Origin of the sequence: Streptomyces sp. SKN60 (assembly GCF_026236535.1) — a bacterium.
Taxonomy (GTDB): Bacteria; Actinomycetota; Actinomycetes; order Streptomycetales; family Streptomycetaceae; genus Streptomyces.
The window spans coordinates 376,004-400,304 of sequence record NZ_JAHTMW010000003.1 but is presented as its reverse complement, the minus strand read 5'-3'; the positions used below and the strand labels follow the sequence as shown (position 1 = coordinate 400,304).

Sequence of the window (24,301 nt, the reverse complement as noted above, 5' to 3'; positions counted from 1 at the left end):
GGCCGCAGAGATGACGGAACAGACGGCCCGGCCGGCCCGGGCCCCGCACTCCGCCCGCACCCCGCACGCCCCTGACGCCCCGCAGGCCCCGCAGTCCGCGCCCGTGCTCCAGCCCCTCGGGCGGGTCCGGCACGACTGGCCGCGCAGCTTCGCCGACCGGCTCACCGCCCCGCTGCCCGGCGTCCGCGCCATGGCCCGGCTCGCCCGCGAGGGCGCCGTGCGACCCGCGGCCGAAGGGCTCCGCGACATCCCGCTGCTGCCGTTCGCCCCCGGACCGCTGCCCGAGGCCGGGACCGACACCCTCGCCGTCACCTGGGCCGGCCACGCCAGCTGGGTGGTACGGGCCGGCGGACTCACCGTCCTCACCGACCCCGTCTGGTCCCGCCGCATCTTCGGCACCCCGGCCCGCCTCACCCCCGTCGGCGTCCGCTGGGAGGACCTGCCGCCGGTCGACGCCGTCGTCATCAGCCACAACCACTTCGACCACCTCGACGCGCCCACCCTCAAGCGGCTGCCCCGCCGCACCCCCGTCTTCGTGCCCGCCGGACTCGGCCGCTGGTTCACCCGCCGCCGCTTCACCCGGGTCACCGAGCTCGACTGGTGGGAGGCGGCCGAACTCGACGGCCTGCGCTTCGACTTCGTCCCCGCCCACCACTGGTCCAAGCGCACCCTGCTCGACACCTGCCGCTCCCTGTGGGGCGGCTGGGTGCTCACCGACCGGGCCGGCCGCAAGCTCTACTTCGCCGGCGACACCGGCTACGGCCACTGGTTCGCCGAGATCGGCCGCCGTCACCCCGGCATCGACCTCGCCCTGCTGCCGATCGGCGCCTACGACCCGCGCTGGTGGCTCCGCGACGTCCACACCGACCCCGAGGAGGCGGTCCGCGCCTTCCAGGACCTCGGCGCGCGCCGGATGGCCCCCATGCACTGGGCCACCTTCGTGCTCTCCTCCGAGCCCGTGCTGGAACCCCTCACCCGCGTCCGCGACGCCTGGACCAAGGCCGGACTGCCCCGCGAGGACCTCTGGGACCTGCCGGTCGGCGCCTCAGGCGTGCTCGTTCCCTGAGCGCTCCGGCGTGTCCCGGCGCGGTCGGCGCGTTCCGCGCAGCCGGCGCCACAGCGCCGGCACCGCGCTGATCAGCACCGTCAGAGCCACCGCCGCCACCACGCCCTGCCAGGGCTCGGGGAACAGCGAACCGCCCAGGATCCCGATCAGCTGGTACGTCGCCGCCCACGCCAGACACGCCGGCAGATCGCCCCGGGCGAACCGGCGCAGCGGCATCCCGGCGAGCAGACAGGCCAGCATCACCGGGATCCGCCCGGCCGGCACGAGGCGGGAGAGCACCAGGACCGGCACCTGGTGGCTCTCCAGGCGCTCCTGCGCGTGCGCGAGCCGGTCCGGGGTGACCCGGGAGCGCAGCGCCGCCAGCCAGCGCGAGCCGTTGCGCGATCTGACCCCGCGCTGCCCGAGCCAGTACAGCGCGAGGTCGCCGAGGAAGGCCGCGCAGGACGACACCAGGAAGACGAAGAGGAGGGAGAGCGGCGTCGTCTGGTGGAAGGCCACCACCGCCGCCGACGACACGATGGCCCCCGTCGGCACCACCGGCACCAGCGCGCCGAACGCCACCAGGAGGAAGAGCGAGGGATAGCCGACCGCCTGCTGCGTCGACTCCGGCGGCAGCTCCCGCACCACCGCCATGACCCGGTCGATCACCGGGCGACCTCCGGCCGGACCCGCTCGCCGTGACCGAGGAGGTGGACCGTGACCTTCGGGGCGAGCCGTGCGGCATGGCGGACGAAGTCGTCGCCGGGGGCGTGGAACTCGTGCGGACGGACCGCGTCCAGGCCGATCGGCCAGTACGTGCCGTAGTGCACCGGCACCGCGGCCGCCGGCGACAGCGCGGCCAGCGCCTCGGCGGCACGGTGCGCGTCCAGATGGCCGTGGCCCAGGTAGGGGCCCCAGCCGCCGACCGGGAGCAGGGCCACGTCGACCGGCCCGACCGCCTCCGCCATCTCGTCGAAGAGCCCGGTGTCGCCCGCGAAGTAGGTGCGGGCCTCGCCCTCCACCACGTAACCGAGCGCGGGGGAGCGGTGCGGCCCGTACGGCAGCCGGCGTCCGTCGTGCCGCGCCGGCACCGCCCGTACCGTCACGCCCTCCACGGACAGCTCCTCGCCGGCCGCCAGCTCGGCGAGCCGCAGGCCCTGCCGGGCGAGCCGGCGCAGCGCCGGGACGGCCTCCGGCGCGCCGGCCGGCACGACGAGGAGGGTGCCGGGGGCGAGCCGGGCCAGTGAGGGCGGATGCAGATGGTCGGCGTGCAGGTGCGAGACGAGGACGACCTCGGCGCGGGCCGCCTCGGGCGGCGGCAGCGCGCCCCGCCGGCGCCGCAGATGGGCCAGCCGGCGCGCGAAGAGCGGGTCGGTGAGCAGGCGCACCCCGGAGTCCTCGACCGTGCACGTCGCGTGGCCCCACCAGGTGACTTCCACCGGTCCGCCGCCCTCTCCCGTCGCCGCCGGCCCGCAACCGGGACCGGCCATCCGTATCGAGGGTAGATGTCCGAGGGCGCGGGAGGGGCGGGACTTCACCGGAACGACCCCTCTTGGTATACCGGGACCCTCCTCCGGGGCCCTCCGACGCAGTAGGGTCGCCCCATGGACGACGTTCGGGTGGCGGCGATCGCCAGCCTCACCCCGCTCGAAGAGCTCGACGAAGACCCCTTCCTGGTCGACACCCGCAGCCAGCACGCCATGTGCGTCCGCTGGGCCCGGGAGCGCGGCTACGTGGTGACGAGGCAGCTGCTCTTCTACGGCATCCGGCCCGACCACGACGCCCTGTGGGCCGATGTCGATGAGGGGGCCGTCGACCTCTTCGTCGCCCCCAACGAACGCGTCCTGGCCCGGGCGTTGACCGATGTGCCGGGCTTCCGCGCCGAGTGCGGGCGGCGCGGCGTGCGCCTGGAGACGGCCGGGCTCGCCGAACCGGCGTACGACGCGCCGAAGAAGGCCGGGGTGCACCGCCGGCTCTCCATGCCGACCGCCGGGTACGACGGGTCCTGAGGCCGCACCGGGACCCTGCCGGCCGCCGCGCCGACCGAACGCCGCTCGCCCGCCCCGTCGCGCCGCCGTTGTGCCACGCTGGGGGCAGGAATCGGGCGAAAGGCGAAAGGCGAACCAGGCGTGGGTGAACGGCGAGGACGGGCGGCCGCGGGCCCGCACCGGGACCCGGACGCGGACCCGGACCGGGGCCGGGTCCGCGGCCGGGTCCTGGGCCGGTTCCGCTGGCGGAGCGCGAGCCGCGCCCTGCTGCGGGTGATCACCGTGTGGGCGGTCTCCACCCTCACCCTGCTCCTGCTCGCCGCCCTCCTCCCCGACTTCCAGCTGCAGTCCGCCGACGGCGAGAGCCTCACCACCGTCGCCTTCACCGCCGCCTGGTGCGCGGGCGCCTTCGGTCTGCTCAGCGCCCTCGTCTGGCCGCTGATCGTGCGCGCGCTGCTGCTCGTACCGGCCCTGGTGCTGGGCCTGTTGGTGTTCTTCCTCAACGGCTCGCTGCTGCTCCTCGCGCTGCGGCTCAGCACGGACGGACGGGCCGCCGCCGCGCCCGAGACCGCCGTGGTGGTGGCCGCCGTGATGTCGGCCGTCGCCTCCGCCACCTCCACCGCGCTCGCCGTCCGGGACGACGAGGCGTACCGGCGCCGCCTCTACCGGCTCGCCGACCGCAAGCGGCCCCGGATCGCCCGCGCGGGTGCCGAGCCGGTGCCCGGCACGGTCTTCCTCCAACTCGACGGCGTCGGCCACCGGGTGCTGTCCGACGCGGTCGCCGCCGGCCGGATGCCGACCGTGGCCGAGTGGCTGGCCACCACCCACACCCTCACCCCCTGGCGCACCGACTGGTCCAGCCAGACCGGCGCCAGCCAGCTCGGCATCCTGCACGGCTCCAACGAGGACGTGCCCGCCTTCCGCTGGTACGAGAAGGACACCGGCCGGCTGATGGTGTCCAACCGGCCCGCGAGCGCGGTCGAGCTCCAGCGCCGGGCCGTCGAGCGCACCGGCGACGGCGGACTGCTCACCCTCGACGGCGCCTCGCGCGGCAACCTGTTCAGCGGCGGCGCCGACCAGCTCGCTCTGGTGCTCTCGATGGCCGCCCGCCGGGGCCGCCGCAACCGCTCCCGGGCCGGCTACTTCGCGTACTTCTCCGACCCCGCCAACGCGGTCCGCACCGCGGGCTCCCTCGTCGCCGAGGTCTTCCGCGAGATCGCCCAGTCGGTCCGCGCCCGGCTGCGCCGCGAGACCCCGCGGGTCTCGCGCGGCGGGCTCTACCCCTTCGTCCGGGCCTTCGCGACCGTCGTCGAGCGGGACGTCGTGGTCGCCGCGGTGATGGGCGACATGCTCGCCGGACGTACCGCCGTCTACGCGGACCTGGTCGCCTACGACGAGGTCGCCCACCACTCCGGCCCGCGGGGCCGCGACACCGACCAGGTGCTCGCCCGGCTCGACCGGGCGCTCGGCCTGATCGCCAAGGTCGCCGAGCACGCGCCCCGCCCGTACCGGATCGTGCTGCTCTCCGACCACGGGCAGAGCCCGGGGGAGACCTTCGAGTCGGCCTACGGGCTGACCCTGAAGGATCTCGTACGGGCCGGGTGCGGGCTGCCGGTGTCGCGCCGGGTACGGCGTACGTGGGGGTCCCCCCGGCCGGAGCCAGGGGGAGGCTCGGAGGCCCGCGACGCCGCGCGCGACGCGCTGCGCAGCGCTCTGCACCGTCCGGTGGACGAGGCGGGGGAGGCCGGGAAGGACGGCGCGGAGGCGGCGGCCGTGGCCGCGGCCCGCGCGCCCGAACCGGTCGTCCTCGCCTCCGGAAACCTCGGCCTGGTGTCCTTCCCCGGTGTGCCGCACCGGATGACCCGCGAGGAGATCGACCGCCTTCACCCGGCCCTGCTGCGCACCCTCGCCCACCACCCCGGGATCGGCTTCCTGCTTGTCGCGAGCGAGCGGCACGGTTCGGTGGTGCTCGGCGGGGACGGGGCCGAGGTACCGGTCGCGGGCCTGGCCGACGACGAGGGGCCGCTGGCCGGTTTCGGTCCGGGCGCGGCCGATGCCGTACGCCGCACCGACGGCTTTCCGCACGTCGCCGACATCATGGTCAACTCGATGCACGACCCGGCCGCCGGCACCGTGCACGCCTTCGAGGAGCAGATCGGCTCGCACGGCGGACTCGGCGGCGACCAGTCCCGCCCCTTCCTGCTGTGGCCGCGCGAGCTGACGCCGCCGCCGGCCGATGTGGTCGGCGCCGAGCGGGTGCACGAGGTGCTGCGCGGCTGGCTGCGGGAGGGCGAGGGCCCGCAGGTGCCGCTGGAGATTTCCCCGTCCAGTGCCGATACGGAAGCGTTTCTTCCGGTCGAAGGGCCCGCCGCGCGGGACAAAAACGGGTGATTTGGAGCGTCGTCCCGCCATCCGGACCATGGTGGCGTTTGTACGACGAGAGGCGCATCACCCCCCATGAGCACGGCCACCACCGCACCCCCCACTCAGGACGCACGCGAACCGCGACCCAGCAAGCACGCCCGGCGCTTCGGACTCCCCGTCGCGACCGCCCTGGTCATGGGCAACATCATCGGCGGCGGCATCTTCCTGCTCCCCGCCTCCGTCGCCCCCTTCGGTACCGTCAGCCTGCTCGCCTTCGGCGTGCTCACCCTCGGCGCGATCGCCCTCGCGCTCGTCTTCGGCCGGCTCGCCCGCCGCCTCCCGCAGACCGGCGGCCCGTACGTCTACGCCCGCGCCGCGTTCGGCGACTTCGCCGGCTTCCTGGCCGCCTGGTCGTACTGGATCACCGCCTGGGTCTCCAACGCGGCCCTCGCCGTCGCCGCCGTCGGCTACCTCGACGTGATCGTCCCGATCCACGAGTCCACGCTCGCCACCATCGCCGCCGCCCTCGCCTTCCAGTGGCTGCCCGGCCTCGCCAACCTGGCCGGCACCCGCTATGTCGGCGCGGTGCAGATCGTCGCGACCGTGCTGAAGTTCGTACCGCTGATCCTGGTCGCCGTCGGCGGACTGTTCTTCTTCGACCCCGACAACCTCGGCCCCTTCCAGGCGAGCGGCGGCAGCGCGCTCGGCGCGGTCTCCGCCTCCGCCGCGATCCTGCTCTTCAGCTACCTGGGCGTCGAATCCGCCGCCGTCAGCGCCGGCGAGGTCCGCGACCCGCGCCGCAACGTCGGCCGCGCCACCGTCCTCGGCACCCTCGGCGCCGCCGCCGTCTATCTGCTCGGCACCCTCTCCGTCTTCGGCACGGTCGCCCACGACAAGCTGGTCGGCTCCACGGCGCCCTTCTCCGACGCCACGAACATCATGTTCGGCGGCTCCTGGGGCGGTGCCGCCGTCGCCGTCATGGCCATGGTCAGCATCCTCGGCGCGCTCAACGGCTGGACCCTGCTCAGCGCCCAGGCCCCCTACGCCGCCGCCCGCGACGGCCTGTTCCCGAAGGCCTTCACCGTCAAGCGGCGCGGCGTCCCGACCGTCGGTGTCGTCGTCACCGTCGCCCTCGCCTCGCTCCTGACGGTCTACAACTACACGGCGGGCACCGAGGGCGTCTTCGAGATCCTCGTGCTCGTCACCACCTTCACCGCCACCGTGCCCTATCTGCTGTCCACCGCCGCCCAGATCCACTTCCTCCTCTCCGGCCGGTCGGATCAGGTCTCCAAGGCCCGCCTCGCCCGCGACGGCGTCCTCGCCCTCGCCGCCTTCGGCTTCTCCCTCTGGCTGGTCGCCGGCGCCGGCTACGCCGCGGTCTACCAGGGCGTGCTGTTCCTCTTCGTCGGCGTGCTGGTGTACGCGGTGATGTCGGCCCGCAAGGGCCGCGCGGGCGCCGCGGGCGTCACCCCCGAGGGGTGAAAAGCGCCCCTGCGGCGTAGGCCGGCCGGGCGGATCTTCGGCCCGGCCCGGAAGCTCCCGCGCCGGGCGGGGCAGTACGGATCACCGTGAGCCCCCGAGCCCGTGTCCGGAGCGCCGCGCCGTCTGCCCCTGAGGGCGGGGCGCGGGGCGGTGGGCGCGTGCCCGGGCCTGGCGGAGAGCCGTCTTCGCACCGGGCGCACCCGGGCGATCCGGCCTCGCCCCGGGGTGCCTCTCGTGCCCGAAGGGCTACGGGGGAGGGCGCGGCAGACGTCGCGCGCCGCGGGCACTCCCGCTCGGGCGGAGCCCGTGGGCCGGAGGCACTTCCTCCCGTGCCGCGGGTCGTACCCCCGCCCGGGCACAGCCCCGGGGGAGCGCGATCCGGGCACGGTACGGGCCGGACCGCCCGGTTCGCGCTCGCGGTGCTGCTCGTGCTCGCCGCGCTGCTCGGCGTGGGCGCCGGCGGGGCGGCGGCCTTCGGCGAGGGCGAGATCCGGTCCGTGTCCGCCGCCGCGGACCCCGGCGGCGAGACCCACGAGACCACCGAGCACCAGGCCACCGCGCCCCTCCGCCGTGCGCACCCGCGGCCCGCGCCGCCGCCCTGCGCGGTACGGCCCGCCGCGCCCGCACCCGTCCCCGTACCCGCCGCGCGTGGCGCCGCTCCCCGGTCGGCGGTGATGCGGTGCTGAGAGGCCCTGCCTCCCAGCACCCCACACCCCCCACCGCAAGGAGCGCACCCCCATGCCCGTCGACCCCTTCGCCGTGCTCAACGCCCTGCTGCGCGCCGAGGCCGCACGCAACCGCACGCCCGAACCGCCCGCCCCGGAACCGGCCCCGACACCCGAGCCCGTCCGGGCCGAACCGACTCCCCGCCGGGAGGCCCGCCCCGAGTGACGCCCGCCCCGGCGGACCGGCGCGCGGTCAGGCCTCCGCCGCCGGTTCCGGCCGGGCCGCCGCCCCGCGCCCGTGCACCAGCACCAGGGCGAGGACCGCCGCCGCGAGGAGCGCGAGGGAGAGCAGGGCCGGAACCCGCTGGACCAGGGGGCCGGCCGCGAGGCCGAGCGCGCCGGCGACGAGGAGGGCGGTCGGGCGGCGGCCCGTGGAGCGCAGGACGATCGCCGCGGCGCCGAGGAGGAACACGCCGACGCCGCCGGCGAGCGACCAGGCCACCGTGCCGTGCAGGGGCTCGGTCAGGGCGTAGTGGCCGGTGTCGGCGACCTGGGTGAGGACCTTCTTCATGCCGAGGGCGCACAGCACCACGCCGGCCACCAGCGGCAGATGGAGGAAGGTGTAGACGTCGCGGGCGAAGCGGGTGCGGTCGTCGCCGTCGAGCGCGCCGAGCCGGTGTTCGGCCGGCTCGCCGAAGCGGCGGAAGTAGAGCGCCCACAGCCCGGCCGAGAGCAGCAGCCCCGCCGCGCACGCGCCGATCACCGCCACCGTCAGCGGGAAGTCGGCCACGCCGACGCCCATCGCCACGATCGACTCGCCGAGCGCGATGATCACGATGAGACCGTGCCGTTCGGCGAAGTGGCCGGGGGAGTTGACCCGCCAGCCGGACGCGCCGGTGACGTAGATGCCTCCGTAGTCGATCAGGACCGCGCCCAGCCAGAGCAGCAGCCGCGGCGTCCCCTCGTACGCGCAGCCCGCGAGCAGCAGGGCCAGCGGCGGCGCGACCGAGAGCAGTGCCGTGCGGCGCAGGGTGCGGTGCAGGGCCGTGTCGCCGGGGCTGGCGATCCGGTACGAGACCAGGTGCAGCACCCGCACCAGGCCGTACGACGTCACGAACACCAGCGGCAGCGGCAGCCCGCCGGTGGCGTCCGCGAACAGCTCCGGCACCGCGAGGGACACCACGAACACCACCGCCATCACGGTCACCAGGACCCCGAACAGCGCGCCGGCGTCGGCCCGTACGACATTGCCCAGCCAGGCGAAGCAGCACCAGCACCACCACAGCAGCGCGAGCACCACCATGCCCTCGACCACCCGGGTCGGCGACGGCGCGGCCGCCATCAGCGCCGTGACCTGCGTGATCGCATAGACGAAGACCAGATCGAAGAACAACTCCGCGGGCGTCACCTTGTGATCGCCCCCGGTCGCCACCATGCGTGACCGATTCCCGGCCGCCATGCCGCGCCCCCTCGTTTCCCGGCCGCGCCCCGCCGGCCGTCCCGGCGCGCACCCTACCGGCCCGGGGCGGCCCGCCGGTCCGCATTACCCCGGACGTAATCGACGCACCGGCCCGCCCCCGGCAAGCTCAAGGCACCGGTTCCCGGGCGGCGCACTCCGTCCGGGCACCGGGCACCGGGCACCCACGCCCCACCCCCTCAACCGTTCTGCCAGGAAGGTGATCTCCCATGTCCCAGGCCCTGCTCGCCGGTCTCTCCCGCACCACCGAGCCGCGGTCCATGGTGCGCCGGTTCCTCGCGCTCGACGCCGTCGTCACCGGCGCCAACGGGCTCGCCTACGCCGCCGCCCCCGGACCGCTCGGCGAACTCCTCGGCGTCGACCGGGGGTTGCTCTTCGAGCTCGGGCTCCTCCTCGTCGCGTACGCCGCCGGGGTGGCCTGGCTGGCGAGCCGGACGCGGCCCGCGGCCGGCGGGGTGAAGGCCGTCGTCGACATCAACCTGCTGTGGACCGTGCTGAGCGTGGTCGCCCTCGTGGCCTGGCTGGAGCCGACCACGGCCGGCACGGTGTGGACCCTGCTCCAGGCCGGCACCGTCGCCGGCTTCGCGGCGCTGCAGTGGTCAGCGCTGCGTGCCGACGCCGCCGATACCGCCGGTACCGCCCGCTGATCAGCCGTCGAGCGAGTGCAGATAGGCGACCGTCGCCGGGTCGGCCGGCAGCAGGGTCTCGATGGCCAGCTCGGCGACCGTCACGTCCATCGGCGTGTTGAAGGTCGAGATCGACGACACGAAGGACAGCACGTGCCCGTCGTGCTCGATCCGCAGCGGCAGCGCGAAGTACGGGTACGGCTCCGGGTCCTCCCGGTCGTCCGGGTCCGTCGTCCCGTCCGGCAGCGGATAGGCCGCCACCTCCTCGTACAGCGCCCGCAGCGCCGCCGAGCGGGCCAGGCCGATCTGCCGCTCCATCTGCGCGAGCAGATGCCCCCGCCACTCGCGCAGATTGCGGATCCGCGGCGCCAGGCCCTCCGGGTGCAGCGTGATCCGCATCGCGTTCAGCGGCGGCGTCAGCAGCTGCTCCGGAAGCCCCGCGAGCAGCAGCTGGATCCCCCGGTTGGCCGCCACCACCGTGTACGAGCCGTCGACCACGAGCGCCGGGAACGGCTCGTACCCCTGCAGCAGCCGCTCGATGCCCTCGCGCAGCGTCTCCAGCTCGGGCGCGTCGAGCGCCGACTCGGCGTAGCGCGGCGCGTAACCCGCCGCGAGCAGCAGGGCGTTGCGGTCGCGCACCGGCACGTCCAGGTGCTCCGCGAGCCGCAGGATCATCTCCTCCGAAGGCCGGGAGCGGCCCGTCTCGACGAAGGAGATGTGCCGCGCGGACGAATCCGCCCGCAGCGCCAGTTCCAGCTGGCTCAGCCGCCGCTGCTCGCGCCATCCGCGCAGCAGGGGCCCCACACCCGTGTCGGTCGCGACAGTCGTCATGGGCAGACGGTATCCCAGAGGGGGACCCGGGTACGTTCTCCCCGGGACCGCTCCGTCACCACCCCGCACACCTACCGGAGGGAGCACCACGTGCCCACTGAGCCCCTGTCGCAGAAGGAGATCGAGGACCGCCTGCGGGAGCTCCCCGGCTGGACCCTCGACGGCGACCGCATCACCCGGAGCTACGAGCTCGCCGACCACTTCGCCGCCACCGCGCTCGTCGTCCACGTCGCCCAGATCCAGCAGGAGCTGAACCACCACAGCGATCTGACGCTCGGTTACAACACGGTCGTCGTCTCCGTGAACACCCACTCCGCCGGCGGGGTCACCGAGAAGGACTTCGAACTCGCCGAACGCGTCGAGGCCGTGGCTCCCGGCCACGGCGCGCACTGACGCCCGCGCCGTACCATCCCCGCATGGGGGAGACGATTCTCGACTACGAGGCCGAGGCCGCGCGCTACGACGAGACCCGCGGCGGCGTCCCACGGGCCGAGGCGGCTGCGGAGGCCGTCCTGCGGCTGCTGCCGCCCGGCACCCGCACCCTGCTCGACGTCGCCTGCGGCACCGCACTCGTCACCGAACGCGTCACCCGCCCCGGCCTCACCGCGTACGGCGCCGACGCCGCCCACGCGATGCTGCGCACCGCCGCCGCCCGGCTCCCCGGCCGGGCGGTGCGCGCCGACGCCCGCCGGCTGCCGCTGCCGGACGGGTCGGTCGACGCCGTCAGCGCGATCTGGCTGCTCCACCTGGTGCCGTTCGCCGAGGAGGTCGTCGCCGAGGCCGCCCGGGTGCTCCGGCCCGGCGGGGTGTTCCTCACCACTGTCGACAAGGACGCCTGCCACGACGTCGGCAGCGACATCGACGCCCTCCTCCGCCCGCACCGCACGGCCGCGGCCGGCTCCGGCTCCGGCTCCGACAGCGCGGCGCGCATCACCGCGTACGCCGCCGCCCACGGCCTCGACCCGGCGCCCGGCACCGAGTTCACCGGCCACGGCCAGGGCGCCACCCCGCGCGGGACGGCGCGGAAGCTGCGCCGCGGCTACTACGCCTCCTGGTACCGCGGCACGCCCGCCGACACCGACACCCTGGACGCGGCGCTCGCCGCCCTGCCCGACCAGGACCGGTCGCGACCCGACCCGGTCTACCGGCTCGCCCGCTACCTCAAGAGCGCTCCCCGCGGCTGAACTCCATCACCCAGTTCACCACCCACTCCTCCTCCGTGCCCTCGGTGCCGGCCGGCGCGAAGGACTGCTCCCAGCGCGCCGTGTCCGGACCGATCCCGGTCCAGCGGAACCGCACCCGCACCGGCCGCCCCGCGTAGTGGTCGTCGCCCAGGAACAGCCCCGTGCCGTCCGCGCCGAACCGGCCCCGCACCGGCGGATCGAGCCGGCCGGTGCGGCTGTTGGACCAGTTCAGCGTCCACTCGCCGGTCTCCGGCTCGTACAGGCGCAGCGTCAGTCCGCTGAAGCCCTTCGACGGGAAGACGATCTCGTCGGCGTGCGCCCGGCCGCCCCAGAAGAGACGCCCGGTGGTGTGCCCGTCGAACTCCTCCCAGCCGCTGTCCGGATCGAGGAAGTCGGCGAGCCGGCGGTTGCGCACGGTCCACCGGCCGTCCAGGAAGTCGAAGTCCCCGCCGCTCACGCGCACACCCCCGTGGTGCCCGTGGTCAGCGCGTCCGCGACATAGCCGGCCAGGTCCGGGGTCTCGGGCGCGAGCATGTGCCGTACCCAGGCCGCCCGTTCGTGCCCGAGCGGCGCCAACTCCCACACACAGCCGATCCAGTTGCGGGCGCCCGGCTCGATCCGTACGAAACGGGCCGGGTCCAGGTCCGGGCAGTCGAGCGCCGGCTGCCCGGCCGCCGCACCCGCGAAGTGCAGCACGTTGTCCCACACCCAGCTGTAGACGTTCAGATACGCACCGGTGTCGCCGCCCCGGTGCAGCACCACGAAACCCGCCGCCGGGGTGGTGCCGTCCGGCTCCGGGAGCAGCTCGGGAAGCAGCGCGTACGCCGCCTTCTCCACCTCCGGCTCGATGCCCGCCGGGTCGGCCGTGACGTGGTAGCGCTTCAGCTGCCGGCCGGCGACCACGACCGGCGGCAGGACGAACAGATTCTTCTCCGTGAAAGCCATGGCTGGACTGTAGGAGCGGTTCACTGACATCTTCTGTCAGTGAAGTCCAGCCGACTCCTGACGATCCTGCTGCTGCTCCAGACCCGCGGCCGGATGACCGCCGCCCAGCTCGCCGAGGAGCTGGAGGTCTCCGTCCGCACCGTCTACCGCGACGTCGAGGCCCTGCACACCGCCGGCGTCCCGCTCTACGGGGACGCCGGGCACCGCGGCGGCTACCGGCTGCTCGCCGGCCACCGCTCCCGGCTCACCGGCCTGTACGCACGGGAGGCCGAGGCCCTCGTCCTCGCCGGGCTGCCCGCCGCCGCCGACGAGCTCGGGCTCGGCGGACACTTCGCCGACGCCCAGCTGAAACTGCGCGCCGCCCTCCCCGCCCCGCTGCGCGAGCACGTCGACCGGCTGCGCGGCCGCTTCCACATCGACGCCCCCGGCTGGTACGCGGAGGACACCGGGACCCCGTTCCTGCCGCAGGTCGCCGACGCCGTACGGGACGGGCGGGTGCTCGCCGTGCGCTACCGGCGCTGGAAGGAACCCACCGACGTCGACCGGCGGCTCGCCCCGTACGGTCTGGTGCTCAAGGCCGGCCGCTGGTACCTGGTCGCCGGGCCGGGGCCCCGCACCTACCGGGTCGACCAGATCCTCGACCTCACCGTCACCGACGAGGACGCCGACATCCCCGAGGACTTCGACCTCGCCGCCCACTGGCGCGCCACCCAGGCCGACTTCCACGCCCGGCTCCACCAGGGCGAGGCCGTCGTACGGATCTCCCCGCGCGGCGCCGCCGCCCTCACCGGCGCCGCGGCCCGCGCCCTCGCCGAGAACGGCACCCCCGAACCCGACGGCTGGACCCGGGCCACCCTCCCCGTCGAGGGCCCCGACCACGCGCACGCCACCCTGCTCGCGCTCGGCGCGGAGGTGGAGGTCCTCGCCCCCGAGGACCTCCGCGACCGGATCGCCGCCACCGTGCGCACCCTCGCCGCGCGCTACGCCTGACCGAACGCCCGGGCCGCGTACGCCGAGAAGTCCCGCGGCTCCCGGCCGAGCACCCGCTTCACCCCGTCCGTCACCGGCGTGTTGTGCCCGTCGAGCAGCATCGTGAACAGGGCCGCCAGCCAGGCCGCTTCGGACTCCGGAAGCCCGAAGCCGGTCAGCATCCCGGCGAACTCGGCCTCGCCCATGGGCACATACGCCACCTCACGGCCCGCCGCCCGCCCGATCTCCGCCGCCACCTCGGCGAAGCCGAGGGCCCGCGGTCCCGTCAACTCATGGACCAGACCCGCGTGTTCGTCGTCCGTCAGGGTCGCCACGACGACCTCGGCGAGGTCGTCCACGTCGAGGAACGGCTCGGCCGTGTCACCCGCCGGGAAGGCGATCACCCCGGCCGCGACGCCCTCCGCGAGCAGCCCCTCGTCGAAGTTCTGCGCGAAGAACGCCGCCCGCACCACGGTCAGTTCGACCCCCGAGGCGCGCAGCGCCGCCTCCGCCCGCACCGCCTCCGGCTCGCCGCGCCCGGACAGCAGCGTCAGCCGCCGCACCCCGCGCGCCGCCGCCAGTTCGCCGAAGGTCCGCATGGCCTCCTCGGCGCCCGGCGCCGCGAGGTCCGGGTAGTAGTTCACGTACGCGGCGTCCGCGCCGTCCAGGGCCGGGCCCCAGCTCGTCGGGTCCGCCCAGTCGAAGCGCACGGCCCCGGCCCGGGATCCGGCCCGCACGCGCACCCCGCGCGCCTCAAGGCCGGCGGCCACCCGGCGCCCGGTCTTGCCGGTCGCGGCGGTCACGAGGACGGTCGAAGTGCCGTCGGCACGGGTGCTGTTCGTCCGCTGGTCGCTCGTCTGCGGGTCGCTCGTCCGCTGGTTGTTCGTCTGCGTCGTCATGGGTCCAGACTCGTCGCCGGGGCCCGCCGTTCCCATGCTCCACAGGCTCGCCCGCATACGCGTGCGTCCACGGGCCCGTCGCCTACGCTGGCCGGCATGGACGCACTCGCCGGTCTCCTCGACGGACCCCGGGCCAAGGGCGCCTTCGTCCTGCGCATGGTGATGGCCCCGCCCTGGTCGGTGCGGATCGCCGACGAGGCTCCGCTCTGCCTGATGTGCGTGACCGACGGCGAGGCCTGGATCGTGCCCGAGGACGGGGCGGCGCCGGTGCTGCTCCGGCCCGGCGACCTCGCGATCGCCCGCGGCCCCGACCCGTACACCGTCGCCCACGCCGCCGACGCCCCGCCGACCGCCGTGATCGGCCCCGGTGGCAGCTGCGCCACCCTGAGCGGCGAGCCGCTGGCCGAGTCGATGAGCCTGGGCGTACGGACCTGGGGCAACGCGCCGGACGGCGGCACCACCGTCCTGGTCGGCACCTATCTGCTTGCCGGCGAGGTCAGCCGGCGACTGCTCGACGCGCTGCCCGGGCTGCTCCACCTGCCGGGCGAGGTCTGGAACTGCCCGCTGATGCCGTTCCTGGAGGACGAGATCGGGCGCGACGAGCCCGGCCAGAGCGTGGTCCTCGACCGGCTGCTCGACCTGCTCCTGATCGCCGCCGTCCGCGCCTGGTTCGCCCGGCCCGGCGCGGCGGCGCCCGCCTGGTACCGGGCGATGGGCGACCCCGTGGTCGGCCGGGCGCTGCGGCTCCTGGAGAACGACCCGGCGCACCCGTGGACCGTCGCCTCCCTCGCCGCGAAGACCGGCGTCTCGCGGGCCGCGCTCGCCCGCCGCTTCACCGACCTGGTGGGGGAGCCCCCGATGGCGTACCTCACCGGCTGGCGCATCGACCGGGCCGCCGACCTGCTGCGGCAGACCGAAGCCACGGTGGAGGCGGTGGCGCGGCAGGTCGGCTACAGCAGCGCCTTCGCGCTGAGCGCCGCGTTCAAGCGGGTCCGGGGGATCAGCCCCCAGGAACACCGGGGGCGCGGCTGAGCCGCGGAGATCGGCGGATCCGGAGATCCGGGAATCCGGTTTTGCCGGTCCGGCAAGTTTTCTCGCGTGTACGGCACCGGGCGCGCACGCTGTCCCCATGAGCGCTGACCACCACTCCGGGCACGACCACGGCTCCCACGACCACGACCACGGCTCCCACGGGAACGGACATGGCCATGGCCACGGCCACGGTTCCCACGGCCACGACCACACCCACCTCGACTGGGCCGAGCTGGCACCCCTCCTGACCGTGCAGGCGGAGACCCAGAGCCCTCTCTACGCGGCGGCCGCGGCCTGGCTCGCCTCCCTCTTCCCGGACGGCGCGGTCCGCCGGGTCCTCGACGTCGGCAGCGGGCCGGGCGTCGTCACCGCCCTGCTCGCCGAGGCCTTCCCCGAGGCGGAGGTGGTCGCCGTCGACGCCACCCCGGAACTCCTCGCACTCGCCCGGGAGCGGGCCGAGGACCGCGGCCTCGGCGACCGGGTCGGCACGCTGCGGGCCGAACTCCCCGGCGACTTCGGCTCCCTGGGCACCGCCGACCTGATCTTCGCCAGCAACTCCCTGCACCACATCGGCGACCAGCGGGCCGCGATCGCCTCCTTCGCCGGACTGCTCAACCCCGGCGGTGTGCTCGCCCTCGCCGAGGGTGGCCTGCCGGAGCGCCATCTGCCGTGGAACCAGGGCGTCGGCCGGCCCGGTCTCGAGGCGCGCCTCGACGCGGCGCACGCCGAGTGGTTCGGCGAGATGCGGGCCTCGCTGCCCGACAGCAAGGAGGAGATCGACGACTGGGCCGCTCTGCTCACCGGCGCCGGGCTCGACCCGAGCGGCACCCGCAGCTTCCTCGCCGACGTCCCCGCTCCGGTGCCGGACGCGGTGCGCGGGCAGGTCGTCGCGCACTACGAGCGCCTCCGCGAGGGCTTCGGCGACCGGCTGCCCGACGAGGACCGCGCGGCCGTCGAGCGGCTGCTCGACCCGGCGGAGCCGCTGTCGCTGCACCGGCGCCCGGACGTGTTCCTGCTGCTCGCCCGCACCGTCCACACGGCCCGTAAGTCCTGACCGGCCCGGACACGGAGAGGGCGGGGGCCCGGCGGAAGCGGATCCGCCGGGCCCCCGCCCGTTCAGCTGTACGCGATCAGGCGCCGAACTCGCCCGGGTTCGGGCCCAGCCGGCGGCCCTCGTCGAGCACGGCGAAGGCGGCCAGGTCCTCGGCGTCCAGCTCGAAGTCGAAGACGTCGATGTTCTCGCGGATACGGGACGGGGTGACCGACTTCGGGATCACCACGTTGCCGAGCTGCAGGTGCCAGCGCAGCACCACCTGGGCCGGGGTGCGGCCGTGCTTCTGGGCGATCGCCACGATCGCCGGCACCTCCAGGAGGCCCTTGCCCGAGCCGAGCGGCGACCAGGCCTCGGTCGCGATGCCGTGCTTCGCGTGCGCCTCGCGGGACGCGGTCTGCTGGAGCTGCGGGTGCAGCTCGATCTGGTTGACGGCGGGCACGACCGAGGTCTCGCCGAGCAGCCGCTCCAGGTGCTCGGGCAGGAAGTTCGACACGCCGATGGCGCGCGCCCGGCCGTCGGCCAGGATCTTCTCGAAGGCCCGGTAGGTGTCGACGTACGCGTCCTTCGCCGGCACCGGCCAGTGGATCAGGTACAGGTCGACGACGTCGAGGCCCAGCTTCTCCAGCGACGCGTCGAACGCGCGGAGCGTCGAGTCGTAGCCCTGCTCGCTGTTCCACAGCTTCGTCGTGACGAAGAGCTCCTCGCGCGGGAGCCCCGACGCGGCGAGCGCCTTGCCGGTGCCGGTCTCGTTCCCGTAGATCGCCGCGGTGTCGATCGAGCGGTAACCCGCCTCCAGGGCGGTGGCGACGGCCGTCTCGGCCTCGTCGTCCGGCACCTGCCAGACGCCGAAGCCGAGCTGCGGCATGCGCACGCCGTTGTTCAGGGTGAGGAAGGGGACCTTGTTGTCCGTGCTCACGGGGGATGGATCCTTACGTCGTCGGGGGGCTTCGGAGGCCTTGGGGAGTAGTCCTCACAGCGTCAACGATCACGACGGTGATCGCATTCCGCCCGCCCCCAGATACGCGGCCCGGACCGCCGGATCCGCCCGGACCGTCTCTGCCGGGCCCTCGGCGAGCACCCGGCCCAGGTCGAGGACGACGACCCGGGCGCACAGGTCCATGACGAACGACACGTGGTGCTCGACGAGCAGCACCGCGCAGCCCTCCTCGGCCGCAAGGCGGCGGACCACCGCGGCCAGCCGCGCCCGTTCCTCCGCCGACATGCCGGAGGCGGGCTCGTCGAGCAGGAGCAGCCGGGGCGGGTCGGCGACCGCGCGGGCGAGCTCGGCAAGCCGGGCCCGGCCCACCGGGAGGACGCCCGCGCAGGCGTGCGCGAGCGGACCCAGGTCGCAGGCCCGCAGCACCTCGGCGGCGCGGGCGCGGCGGGCGGTGGTGACGGCGCGCCCGGCGCCACGCCGCCACTCCTGGGCGACGACCAGGTTGTCCTCGACCGTCAGCTGCCCGAAGAGCTGCTGCCGCTGGAACGTGCGCCGCACCCCGTGCCGGGCCCGCCAGACGGGGGAGCGGCGGGTGATGTCGGCGCCGTCCAGAAGGATCCGGCCCCGCTCCGGGCGCCGGATGCCGGACAGCACGTCGAAGAGCGTGGTCTTCCCCGCCCCGTTCGGCCCGATCAGCCCGCAGATCTCCCCGGCCCGCACCACGAGCGACACCTCGTCAAGCGCCCGCACCCCACCGAACCGAACCCCGATCCCGCGCGCCTCCAGCAGCGCGGCACCGCTGGGCGTATCGCGCCCCGGCCCGTACGTCATGAGCGCACCCCCATTCCCAGATAGGCGTCGGCGAGCCGGTCGGGGTCGGCATCGGCGCGGGGGCCGTGCCACACGATGCGGCCCTCCGCCAGATACGCGACGGTGTCCGCGATGCCCAGCGCCTCTGCCGCCTTCTCCTCCACCAGGAGCAGGGCGGTGCCCCGCTCCCGTACCTCGGTGAGCAGGGCGAACACCTCGTCGACCACCTTCGGGGCGAGGCCGAGCGAGGGCTCGTCGGCGATCAGCAGGGCCGGTGGGCGCTGGAGCAGCGGGGCGAGGGCGAGGAGTTGCTGCTCGCCGCCGGAGAGGGAGCCCGCCGGGACGGTGCGCCGGGCCGCGAGCGCCGGGAAACGCGCGTACACGGCCTCCCGGTCCTCGGCGGCGGGCAGTTGGAGCGCGAGGTTCTCCTCGATGGACAGGCCCGCGAAGATGCCCCGGCCCTCGGGCGCGAGCCGCACCCCGCGCCGGGACCGCGCCACGGGGGAGTCGCCGCGGCTCTCGGCCCCGCCGATCCGCACGGCGCCGTCCCGGCACCGCAGCAGTCCGCTGGCCACCCGGCAGAGCGTGGACTTGCCGGCGCCGTTCGCGCCGAGGACGGCCACGATCTCGCCCGCGCGCACGGTGAGGTCGACCCCGTGCAGCACGTCCGCCCCGCCCCCGTACCCGGCACGGACCCCGGACAGCTCAAGCACGGCGCCCTCCGCGCCCGGGGCATCGCCCTCCCGCCGCGGCGGAGGTACGACAGCGGCCGCCGCCCCACCCGTACGCCGCCGCGCCCACCGGCTCGGGACGGCCGCCACGTACCCGTCCGGATCGTTCGCCAGGGCCAGGCCCGCGAGGCCGAACAGCACCACCGGCAGATGGGCGGAGTCCGTGACGTAGGTGGCGAGCAGGTGCGGGGCGACCGCGAAGACGAGCCCGGCGACCACCGCGTACTGCGGCCGCCGCACACCGGCCGCGACCACCACCGCGAGCCACACCAGACCGGCCATGGCGGGGAAGTCGGTCGCGGTGATCCGGGTGTTGTACGAGGCGTAGAGCACCCCGCCGAATCCGGCGAGCCCGGCCGACACGGCGAACACCAGGAGCTTGGTGCGCACCACCGACACCCCGGAGGCCGCGGCGGCGGCCGGTGCGGAGCGGACCGCGAGCATCGCCCGGCCGCGCCGCGAGCCGCGCAGCCGGCTGAGGCCCGCCACGCCCGCCGCGCACAGGACGACCAGGACGACGCCCATCGCCCGGTCGTCGGACAGGTCGAGCGGACCGATCACCGGGCGCGGGATCGCCCAGCCGGTGTCGCCGTTGCGCAGCCACCCGAACTGGAAGAGCACCTGGTCGGCGAGGAAGGCGAGGGCCAGGGTGGCGAGCGCGAGGGAACGCCCGCCGAGCCGCAGCGCGGGCAGCGCCACGACCGCGCCGAGCAGCGCCGCCACCGCCGTGCCGGCGAGCGCCGCCGCGGCGAACGGCCAGCCGTGGCTCATCAGGAGCCCGGCGACCAGCGCGGCGCCGGTGACGAAGGTGGCCTGGGCGAGCGACACCATCGCGCCGAGCCCGGTGACCACGGAGAAGGACAGAAAGATCAGGCCGATCGCCAGCCCCTGGGCGAGGATGCCGCTCCAGAACGGGGTGGTGACGGTGTAGAAGGCGGCCGCGAGCAGTGCCGCGGCTGCCGCCCACGGCCCCCAGCGCCGTACCGCGCCCGCCTCCGCGAGCCGGTCGTCGGGCGGCGGGTCGGCGGCCGCGGTGCCGGCCACCCGCTCGCGCCGGGCGAGCAGCACGAGCCCGGCGAAGAGGATGAGGAAGGGCACGGCGGTACGGAAGCCGGTGATGCCCTCGGCGAAGCTCGCGTAGCCGGCCACCAGGTTCTGGACGACGCCGAGCCCGAGGCCGCCCGCGAAGGCCAGCGGCACGGACGCGAAGCGGCCGAGCACGGCGGCCGTCGCCGACACGAACAGGAAGAGCGTGTAGTCGTGCGCGGAGAGCCCGAGCAGCGGGGTGGCGAGGACACCCGCCAGGCCCGCGAGGCCCGAGGACAGCATCCACGCGACCGACGACAGCCGGTCGGCGTCCACGCCGCGCAGTTCGGCGAGCGAGCGGTTGTCGACGGCGGCCCGCAGCCGCAGGCCGAGCCGGGTGTGCCGGAGCAGCACCCACAGGCCGGCCGCGACCGCCGCCGTCACCAGCCAGGTGATCAGCTGGTCGGAGTCGACGCCGACCCCGTCGATCCCGAGCGCCTCGAAGGGCTGCCAGGAGACGGCGGGACTGGGCCCGACGCCGGGCAGGCCGAACTGGTTCTCGGCCGGCTTCACCGGTGCCCCGGCCCGCTCCAGGAGCTCCACCGCCCACAGCCCGGCGGCCGGCAGCGCGACGAGCAGGCCGATGGTGGCGGTGATCTGGGCCGTCTCGCCGACCCGGGCGAGCCTGCGGAACATCAGCCGGTCGAGCGCCCAGCCGAGGCCGGGCGCGACGACCAGGACGAGCAGCAGGGCGGTCGGGACGGCGGGCCAGGACAGGCCCGAGTGGAGTTCGTAGAAGGCCAGTGCGCACAGATAGGCGGTCGCCCCGTGCGCGAAGTTGAAGAGCCCGGAGGCGGCGGAGGAGAGCACGAGCCCGGTCGCGAGCAGCGCGTACAGCGCGCCCGAGACCAGACCGCTCAGGACGAAGCCCAGCAGGTCACCCACGGCACCGCGCCCCTAGCGGAAGGGGATCGGCGGATAGCAGCGGAAGGGCACGGCGACCTCGTAGCGCCCGCCGGTGAGGCGGACGAGCGCGCCGCAGCCGAAGCTCTCCTTCTGCCCCTTGGGCTCGCTCCGGTCGCCGACCAGGGTGCCGGTGTCGGAGAAGCCGTTCGCGGCCTCCTGGAAGGACTCGACGGTGAGGTTCCTGCCGGCCCTGGCGGCGACGGCCAGAAACAGATCGGCGCTCATGTACCCGGTCATCATGTGCATGTTGAGCGGAACTTCCCTCCCGCCCGCCGCCTTCCTCACATCGGCCTTGAACTGCCGCATCGCCGGGCTGTCCGCCTCGAAGGGCTGGAACTGGAGCAGCACCAGCACCCCGTCGAGGGCCTGCCGGGTCGCGTCCTTGGCGAGCAGCCCGGGGTCGTAGTCGGTCGGGTCGGAGAGCACGCCCCGATACCCGGCCCGCTTGAGCGCGGTGAACAGGCCGATGTTGTACGGTGTCTGCATCACGGACACCACGGCGTCGGGCTGCTTCCCGCCGGGCCCGGAGCGCAGGATCTCCTTGGTGTACGCGGACCAGTCGCTCGGCAGGGAGCCGGCGGGCACCGCGGCCTTGGCGTAGGCGAGGTCGAAGCCGGCCGCCTCGAAGCCCTGGGTGAAGGTGCGGATGCCGAACTTGCCGGCGTCGTTGTCCCCGGCGATCAGCGCGACCGAGCGGCCCTTGGCGCCGCCAAGCACCTGCGCCAGGCCTTCCGGCCAGGTCTGGTTGAGGGTGCCGCCGGGGGTGGGGACGAGGCAGCCGTTGAAACCGTAGATGTGCTTCGGCCCGCAGAAGGAGGGCAGGGTGCCCCAGCCGACCGTGGGCACGGCCCGGGAGTCGAGGAAGTCGGCGCCCGCGAAGGTCACCGAACTCATCGGCGCGACGGCGAAGACCCTCTTCTGCTGGACCAGTTCGCGGGCGGCGGCGAGGTTGCGGGCCGGGTCCTGTCCGTCGTCCTCGGCGCCGAGGTAGTCGATGCGCCGCCCGTTGACCCCGCCTTCGGCGTTCGCCCGGTCGTAGCGGGCCCGGGCGCCGAGGTCGGTGTCCTTCTTGGAGTAGCCGCTGGCGCTCGTCATGGAGACGATCCCGCCGACCTTGATCGTGTCGGCGGTCACTCCCCGTACGGTGCCTCCCGCGCCGCCCGGAGGGCCTGAAGTCCCTCCGGTGGAGGCGGAGTTGCAGGCGGTGGCGAGGAAGAGCGCCGCCGCCGCGGCGGCCAGGGTGCGGAGCGTTCTGGACACGGTCGGTCATCCCTCCGTCGGGTGACCCGCATTCTGTGACCGACCTGACGACCCGTCAATAACTGACGCTCCATCAGTTGATGATCCATCAACAATCCGGAGGTCAGCGGTACAGGGCCTCCACCTCGGCCGCGTACGCCTGCTCGATCGCCTTCCGCTTCAGCTTCAGGGACGGGGTGAGCAGCCCGTGCTCCTCACTGAACGGATGCGCCAGGATCCGGAAGGTGCGGATCGACTCCGCCTGCGAGACCTTGGTGTTCGCCGCCACCACCGCCCGCCGGATCTCGGTCTCCAGACCCGTGTCGTGCACCAGCTCCGCGGGCGGCAGAGAGGGCCGGTTCTGCATCGCCAGCCAGTGCTCCACGGCCTCCTGGTCGAGGGTGACGAGCGCCGCGACATACGGCCGGTCGTTGCCGACCACGATGCACTGGGACACCAGCGGATGCGCCCGCACCCGCTCCTCAAGACCGGCCGGCGACACGCTCTTGCCGCCCGAGGTCACCAGGATCTCCTTCTTCCGCCCGGTGATCGTCAGATAGCCGTCCTCGTCGAGCATGCCGAGGTCCCCCGTGGACAGCCAGCCGTCGTTCAGGACCGCGTCCGTGGCCTGCGGATTGTTCAGATAGCCGGCGAAGACATGCCCGCCGTGCAGCCACACCTCGCCGTCCTCCGCGATGTGCACCGTGGTGCCCGGCACCGGCTGCCCCACGGTGCCGTACCGGGTGCGCTCCGGCGGGTTCGCCGTCGCCGCCGCCGAGGACTCCGTCAGGCCGTACCCCTCGTAGATCGTCACGCCCGCGCCCTCGAAGAACAGCCCGAGCTGCCGGTCCATCCCCGAGCCGCCCGACATCGCGTGCCGCACCCGGCCGCCGAGGGCGTCGCGCACCTTCCCGTACACCGTCTTCTCGAAGAACTGGTGCTGCATCCGCAGCGTCGCCGACGGCCCGGGACCGATGCCGAAGGCCTTGTGCTCCATGGCCTCCGCGTACTTCACGGCCACGTCCACCGCCTTGTCGAACGGTCCCCGCTTCCGCTCCTGCTCGGCACGCCGGCGGGCGGCGTTGAAGACCTTCTCGAAGACGTACGGCACGGCGAGCACGAAGCTCGGCCGGAAGGCCTGCAGATCGGGCAGCAACTCCGCGGCGGCCAGCACCGGCTGGTGGCCCAGCTTCACCCCGCTGCGGATCGCCGCGACCTCCACCATCCGCCCGAAGACGTGCGCCAGTGGCAGGAACAGCAGCGTGGACGCCTCGTCGCCCGGCTTGGAGTGGAACACCGACTCCCACCGCCCGGTCAGCATCTCCGTCTCGAACATGAAGTTGGCGTGGGTGATCACGCAGCCCTTGGGGCGGCCCGTGGTGCCCGAGGTGTAGATCACCGTCGCGACCGACTCCGGCGTCACCGCCCTGCGGTGCCGCTGCACGACGTCCTCGTCGATCTCCTCGCCTGCGGCCGTCAGCTCCTCGACCGCGCCCGCGTCCAGCTGCCACAGGCGCTGCAGCCGCGGCAGCCGGTCGACCACCGAACCGATCGTCATCGCGTGGTCCTCGTGCTCCACCACGCAGGCCGTGACCTCGGCGTCGTGCAGCATCCACAGCACCTGGTCCGCGGACGAGGTCGGATAGATCGGCACCGGCTGGGCGCCGAGGGTCCACAGCGCGAAGTCGAAGAGCGTCCACTCGTAGCGGGTACGCGCCATGATCGCGACCCGGTCGCCGAACCGCACGCCCTGCGCGATCAGCCCCTTCGCGAGCGCGAGGACCTCGTCCCGGAAGGCCGCGGCCGTCACGTCCTGCCACTGCCCGTCGGCGTCCTTGCGGCCCAGGGCCACCCGGTACGGGTCGTTCTCGGCGTGGTCGAACACGGCGTCCGCCAGACCGCCGACCTGAGGCGCCGCCTCGACGGGCGGCACGGTGAACTCGCGCACTGACCTGCTCCTCACCCGCTCGATGTGGCACTCCGTACGGCGCGGGTGAAACTACCCCACGCCGCAGCCGGGCGGGAGTGCCT

At 74.6% G+C, this 24,301-nt stretch carries 24 protein-coding genes; 12 read left to right on the top strand and 12 right to left on the bottom strand.

Annotation, left to right across the window (positions count from 1 at the left end; genetic code table 11):
• Positions 1 to 10 precede the first annotated feature (10 nt).
• A complete protein-coding gene (locus KV205_RS07780; RefSeq protein WP_265863272.1) occupies positions 11 to 1,066 on the top strand; it encodes an MBL fold metallo-hydrolase in 1,056 nt (351 codons plus the stop codon).
• On the opposite strand, the gene KV205_RS07775 is transcribed toward KV205_RS07780, so the two are convergent.
• Positions 1,046 to 1,699 carry a DedA family protein gene (locus KV205_RS07775; RefSeq protein WP_265863314.1) on the bottom strand — a complete coding sequence of 218 codons (654 nt, stop codon included), beginning with the start codon at positions 1,697 to 1,699 and terminating at the stop codon, positions 1,046 to 1,048. The genes KV205_RS07780 and KV205_RS07775 overlap by 21 nt on opposite strands.
• 11 nt (positions 1,700 to 1,710) lie before the next feature.
• Positions 1,711 to 2,535, bottom strand: a complete 825-nt coding sequence (locus KV205_RS07770; RefSeq protein WP_265863271.1) for an MBL fold metallo-hydrolase — start codon at positions 2,533 to 2,535, stop codon at positions 1,711 to 1,713.
• Positions 2,536 to 2,649: 114 nt separating this feature from the next.
• Between KV205_RS07770 and KV205_RS07765 the strand changes: the two genes are divergently transcribed.
• The 5 genes from KV205_RS07765 to KV205_RS07745 all read left to right on the top strand — a co-directional run bounded on the left by KV205_RS07765 (position 2,650) and on the right by KV205_RS07745 (position 7,770).
• The gene (locus KV205_RS07765; RefSeq protein WP_265863270.1) at positions 2,650 to 3,054 is read left to right on the top strand and encodes a hypothetical protein; all 405 of its coding nucleotides are present in this window, start codon (positions 2,650 to 2,652) and stop codon (positions 3,052 to 3,054) included.
• Positions 3,055 to 3,261: 207 nt separating this feature from the next.
• Positions 3,262 to 5,424, top strand: coding sequence for a phage holin family protein (locus tag KV205_RS07760; protein WP_265863313.1), 2,163 nt, complete (start codon positions 3,262 to 3,264; stop codon positions 5,422 to 5,424).
• Between the two features lie 66 nt (positions 5,425 to 5,490).
• On the top strand, positions 5,491 to 6,879 hold the full coding sequence (locus KV205_RS07755; RefSeq protein ID WP_265863268.1) for an amino acid permease: 1,389 nt from the start codon (positions 5,491 to 5,493) through the stop codon (positions 6,877 to 6,879).
• Between the two features lie 329 nt (positions 6,880 to 7,208).
• Positions 7,209 to 7,565 (top strand): hypothetical protein, encoded by a 357-nt coding sequence (locus KV205_RS07750; RefSeq protein WP_265863267.1) that lies wholly within the window; start codon positions 7,209 to 7,211, stop codon positions 7,563 to 7,565.
• A 52-nt stretch (positions 7,566 to 7,617) separates the two neighbouring features.
• A complete protein-coding gene (locus KV205_RS07745) occupies positions 7,618 to 7,770 on the top strand; it encodes a hypothetical protein (RefSeq protein WP_265863266.1) in 153 nt (50 codons plus the stop codon).
• Positions 7,771 to 7,797: 27 nt separating this feature from the next.
• Here KV205_RS07745 and KV205_RS07740 read toward each other — a convergent pair whose 3' ends face one another.
• Entirely contained in the window at positions 7,798 to 8,979 is a 1,182-nt protein-coding gene (locus KV205_RS07740) for a low temperature requirement protein A (RefSeq protein WP_265863264.1), read from the bottom strand.
• Positions 8,980 to 9,230: 251 nt separating this feature from the next.
• Between KV205_RS07740 and KV205_RS07735 the strand changes: the two genes are divergently transcribed.
• Positions 9,231 to 9,668, top strand: coding sequence for a hypothetical protein (locus tag KV205_RS07735; RefSeq protein WP_265863263.1), 438 nt, complete (start codon positions 9,231 to 9,233; stop codon positions 9,666 to 9,668).
• On the opposite strand, the gene KV205_RS07730 is transcribed toward KV205_RS07735, so the two are convergent.
• Entirely contained in the window at positions 9,669 to 10,478 is an 810-nt protein-coding gene (locus tag KV205_RS07730; protein WP_265863262.1) for a helix-turn-helix domain-containing protein, read from the bottom strand.
• Between the two features lie 90 nt (positions 10,479 to 10,568).
• Between KV205_RS07730 and KV205_RS07725 the strand changes: the two genes are divergently transcribed.
• The gene (locus tag KV205_RS07725; protein ID WP_265863261.1) at positions 10,569 to 10,871 is read left to right on the top strand and encodes a 4a-hydroxytetrahydrobiopterin dehydratase; all 303 of its coding nucleotides are present in this window, start codon (positions 10,569 to 10,571) and stop codon (positions 10,869 to 10,871) included.
• A 23-nt stretch (positions 10,872 to 10,894) separates the two neighbouring features.
• Positions 10,895 to 11,662, top strand: a complete 768-nt coding sequence (locus tag KV205_RS07720; RefSeq protein WP_265863259.1) for a class I SAM-dependent methyltransferase — start codon at positions 10,895 to 10,897, stop codon at positions 11,660 to 11,662.
• On the opposite strand, the gene KV205_RS07715 is transcribed toward KV205_RS07720, so the two are convergent.
• Together KV205_RS07715 and KV205_RS07710 are read right to left on the bottom strand one after the other, a co-directional pair.
• A complete protein-coding gene (locus tag KV205_RS07715; RefSeq protein ID WP_265863257.1) occupies positions 11,640 to 12,119 on the bottom strand; it encodes a hypothetical protein in 480 nt (159 codons plus the stop codon). The genes KV205_RS07720 and KV205_RS07715 overlap by 23 nt on opposite strands.
• Complete coding sequence (locus KV205_RS07710; RefSeq protein WP_265863255.1) at positions 12,116 to 12,607, bottom strand: hypothetical protein; 492 nt, start codon at positions 12,605 to 12,607, stop codon at positions 12,116 to 12,118. The genes KV205_RS07715 and KV205_RS07710 overlap by 4 nt, the downstream gene beginning before the upstream one ends.
• A gap of 39 nt (positions 12,608 to 12,646) precedes the next feature.
• Between KV205_RS07710 and KV205_RS07705 the strand changes: the two genes are divergently transcribed.
• A complete protein-coding gene (locus tag KV205_RS07705; protein WP_265863254.1) occupies positions 12,647 to 13,597 on the top strand; it encodes a YafY family protein in 951 nt (316 codons plus the stop codon).
• Here KV205_RS07705 and KV205_RS07700 read toward each other — a convergent pair.
• A complete protein-coding gene (locus tag KV205_RS07700; protein ID WP_265863253.1) occupies positions 13,588 to 14,475 on the bottom strand; it encodes an NmrA family NAD(P)-binding protein in 888 nt (295 codons plus the stop codon). The genes KV205_RS07705 and KV205_RS07700 overlap by 10 nt on opposite strands.
• 96 nt (positions 14,476 to 14,571) lie before the next feature.
• Between KV205_RS07700 and KV205_RS07695 the strand changes: the two genes are divergently transcribed.
• On the top strand, positions 14,572 to 15,507 hold the full coding sequence (locus KV205_RS07695) for an AraC family transcriptional regulator (protein WP_265863252.1): 936 nt from the start codon (positions 14,572 to 14,574) through the stop codon (positions 15,505 to 15,507).
• Positions 15,508 to 15,604: 97 nt separating this feature from the next.
• A complete protein-coding gene (locus KV205_RS07690) occupies positions 15,605 to 16,561 on the top strand; it encodes a trans-aconitate 2-methyltransferase (protein ID WP_265863251.1) in 957 nt (318 codons plus the stop codon).
• A 76-nt stretch (positions 16,562 to 16,637) separates the two neighbouring features.
• Here KV205_RS07690 and KV205_RS07685 read toward each other — a convergent pair whose 3' ends face one another.
• The 5 genes from KV205_RS07685 to KV205_RS07665 form a co-directional block, all read right to left on the bottom strand.
• A complete protein-coding gene (locus KV205_RS07685; protein WP_265863312.1) occupies positions 16,638 to 17,426 on the bottom strand; it encodes an aldo/keto reductase in 789 nt (262 codons plus the stop codon).
• Positions 17,427 to 17,546: 120 nt separating this feature from the next.
• Positions 17,547 to 18,329: an ABC transporter ATP-binding protein gene (locus KV205_RS07680; protein WP_265863250.1), complete on the bottom strand. Its 783-nt coding sequence runs from the start codon at positions 18,327 to 18,329 to the stop codon at positions 17,547 to 17,549.
• Complete coding sequence (locus KV205_RS07675; protein WP_265863249.1) at positions 18,326 to 21,010, bottom strand: ATP-binding cassette domain-containing protein; 2,685 nt, start codon at positions 21,008 to 21,010, stop codon at positions 18,326 to 18,328. The genes KV205_RS07680 and KV205_RS07675 overlap by 4 nt, the downstream gene beginning before the upstream one ends.
• A gap of 12 nt (positions 21,011 to 21,022) precedes the next feature.
• Positions 21,023 to 22,291: an ABC transporter substrate-binding protein gene (locus tag KV205_RS07670; RefSeq protein ID WP_265863247.1), complete on the bottom strand. Its 1,269-nt coding sequence runs from the start codon at positions 22,289 to 22,291 to the stop codon at positions 21,023 to 21,025.
• Positions 22,292 to 22,394: 103 nt separating this feature from the next.
• A complete protein-coding gene (locus KV205_RS07665) occupies positions 22,395 to 24,218 on the bottom strand; it encodes a long-chain fatty acid--CoA ligase (RefSeq protein ID WP_265863245.1) in 1,824 nt (607 codons plus the stop codon).
• Positions 24,219 to 24,301 lie beyond the last annotated feature (83 nt).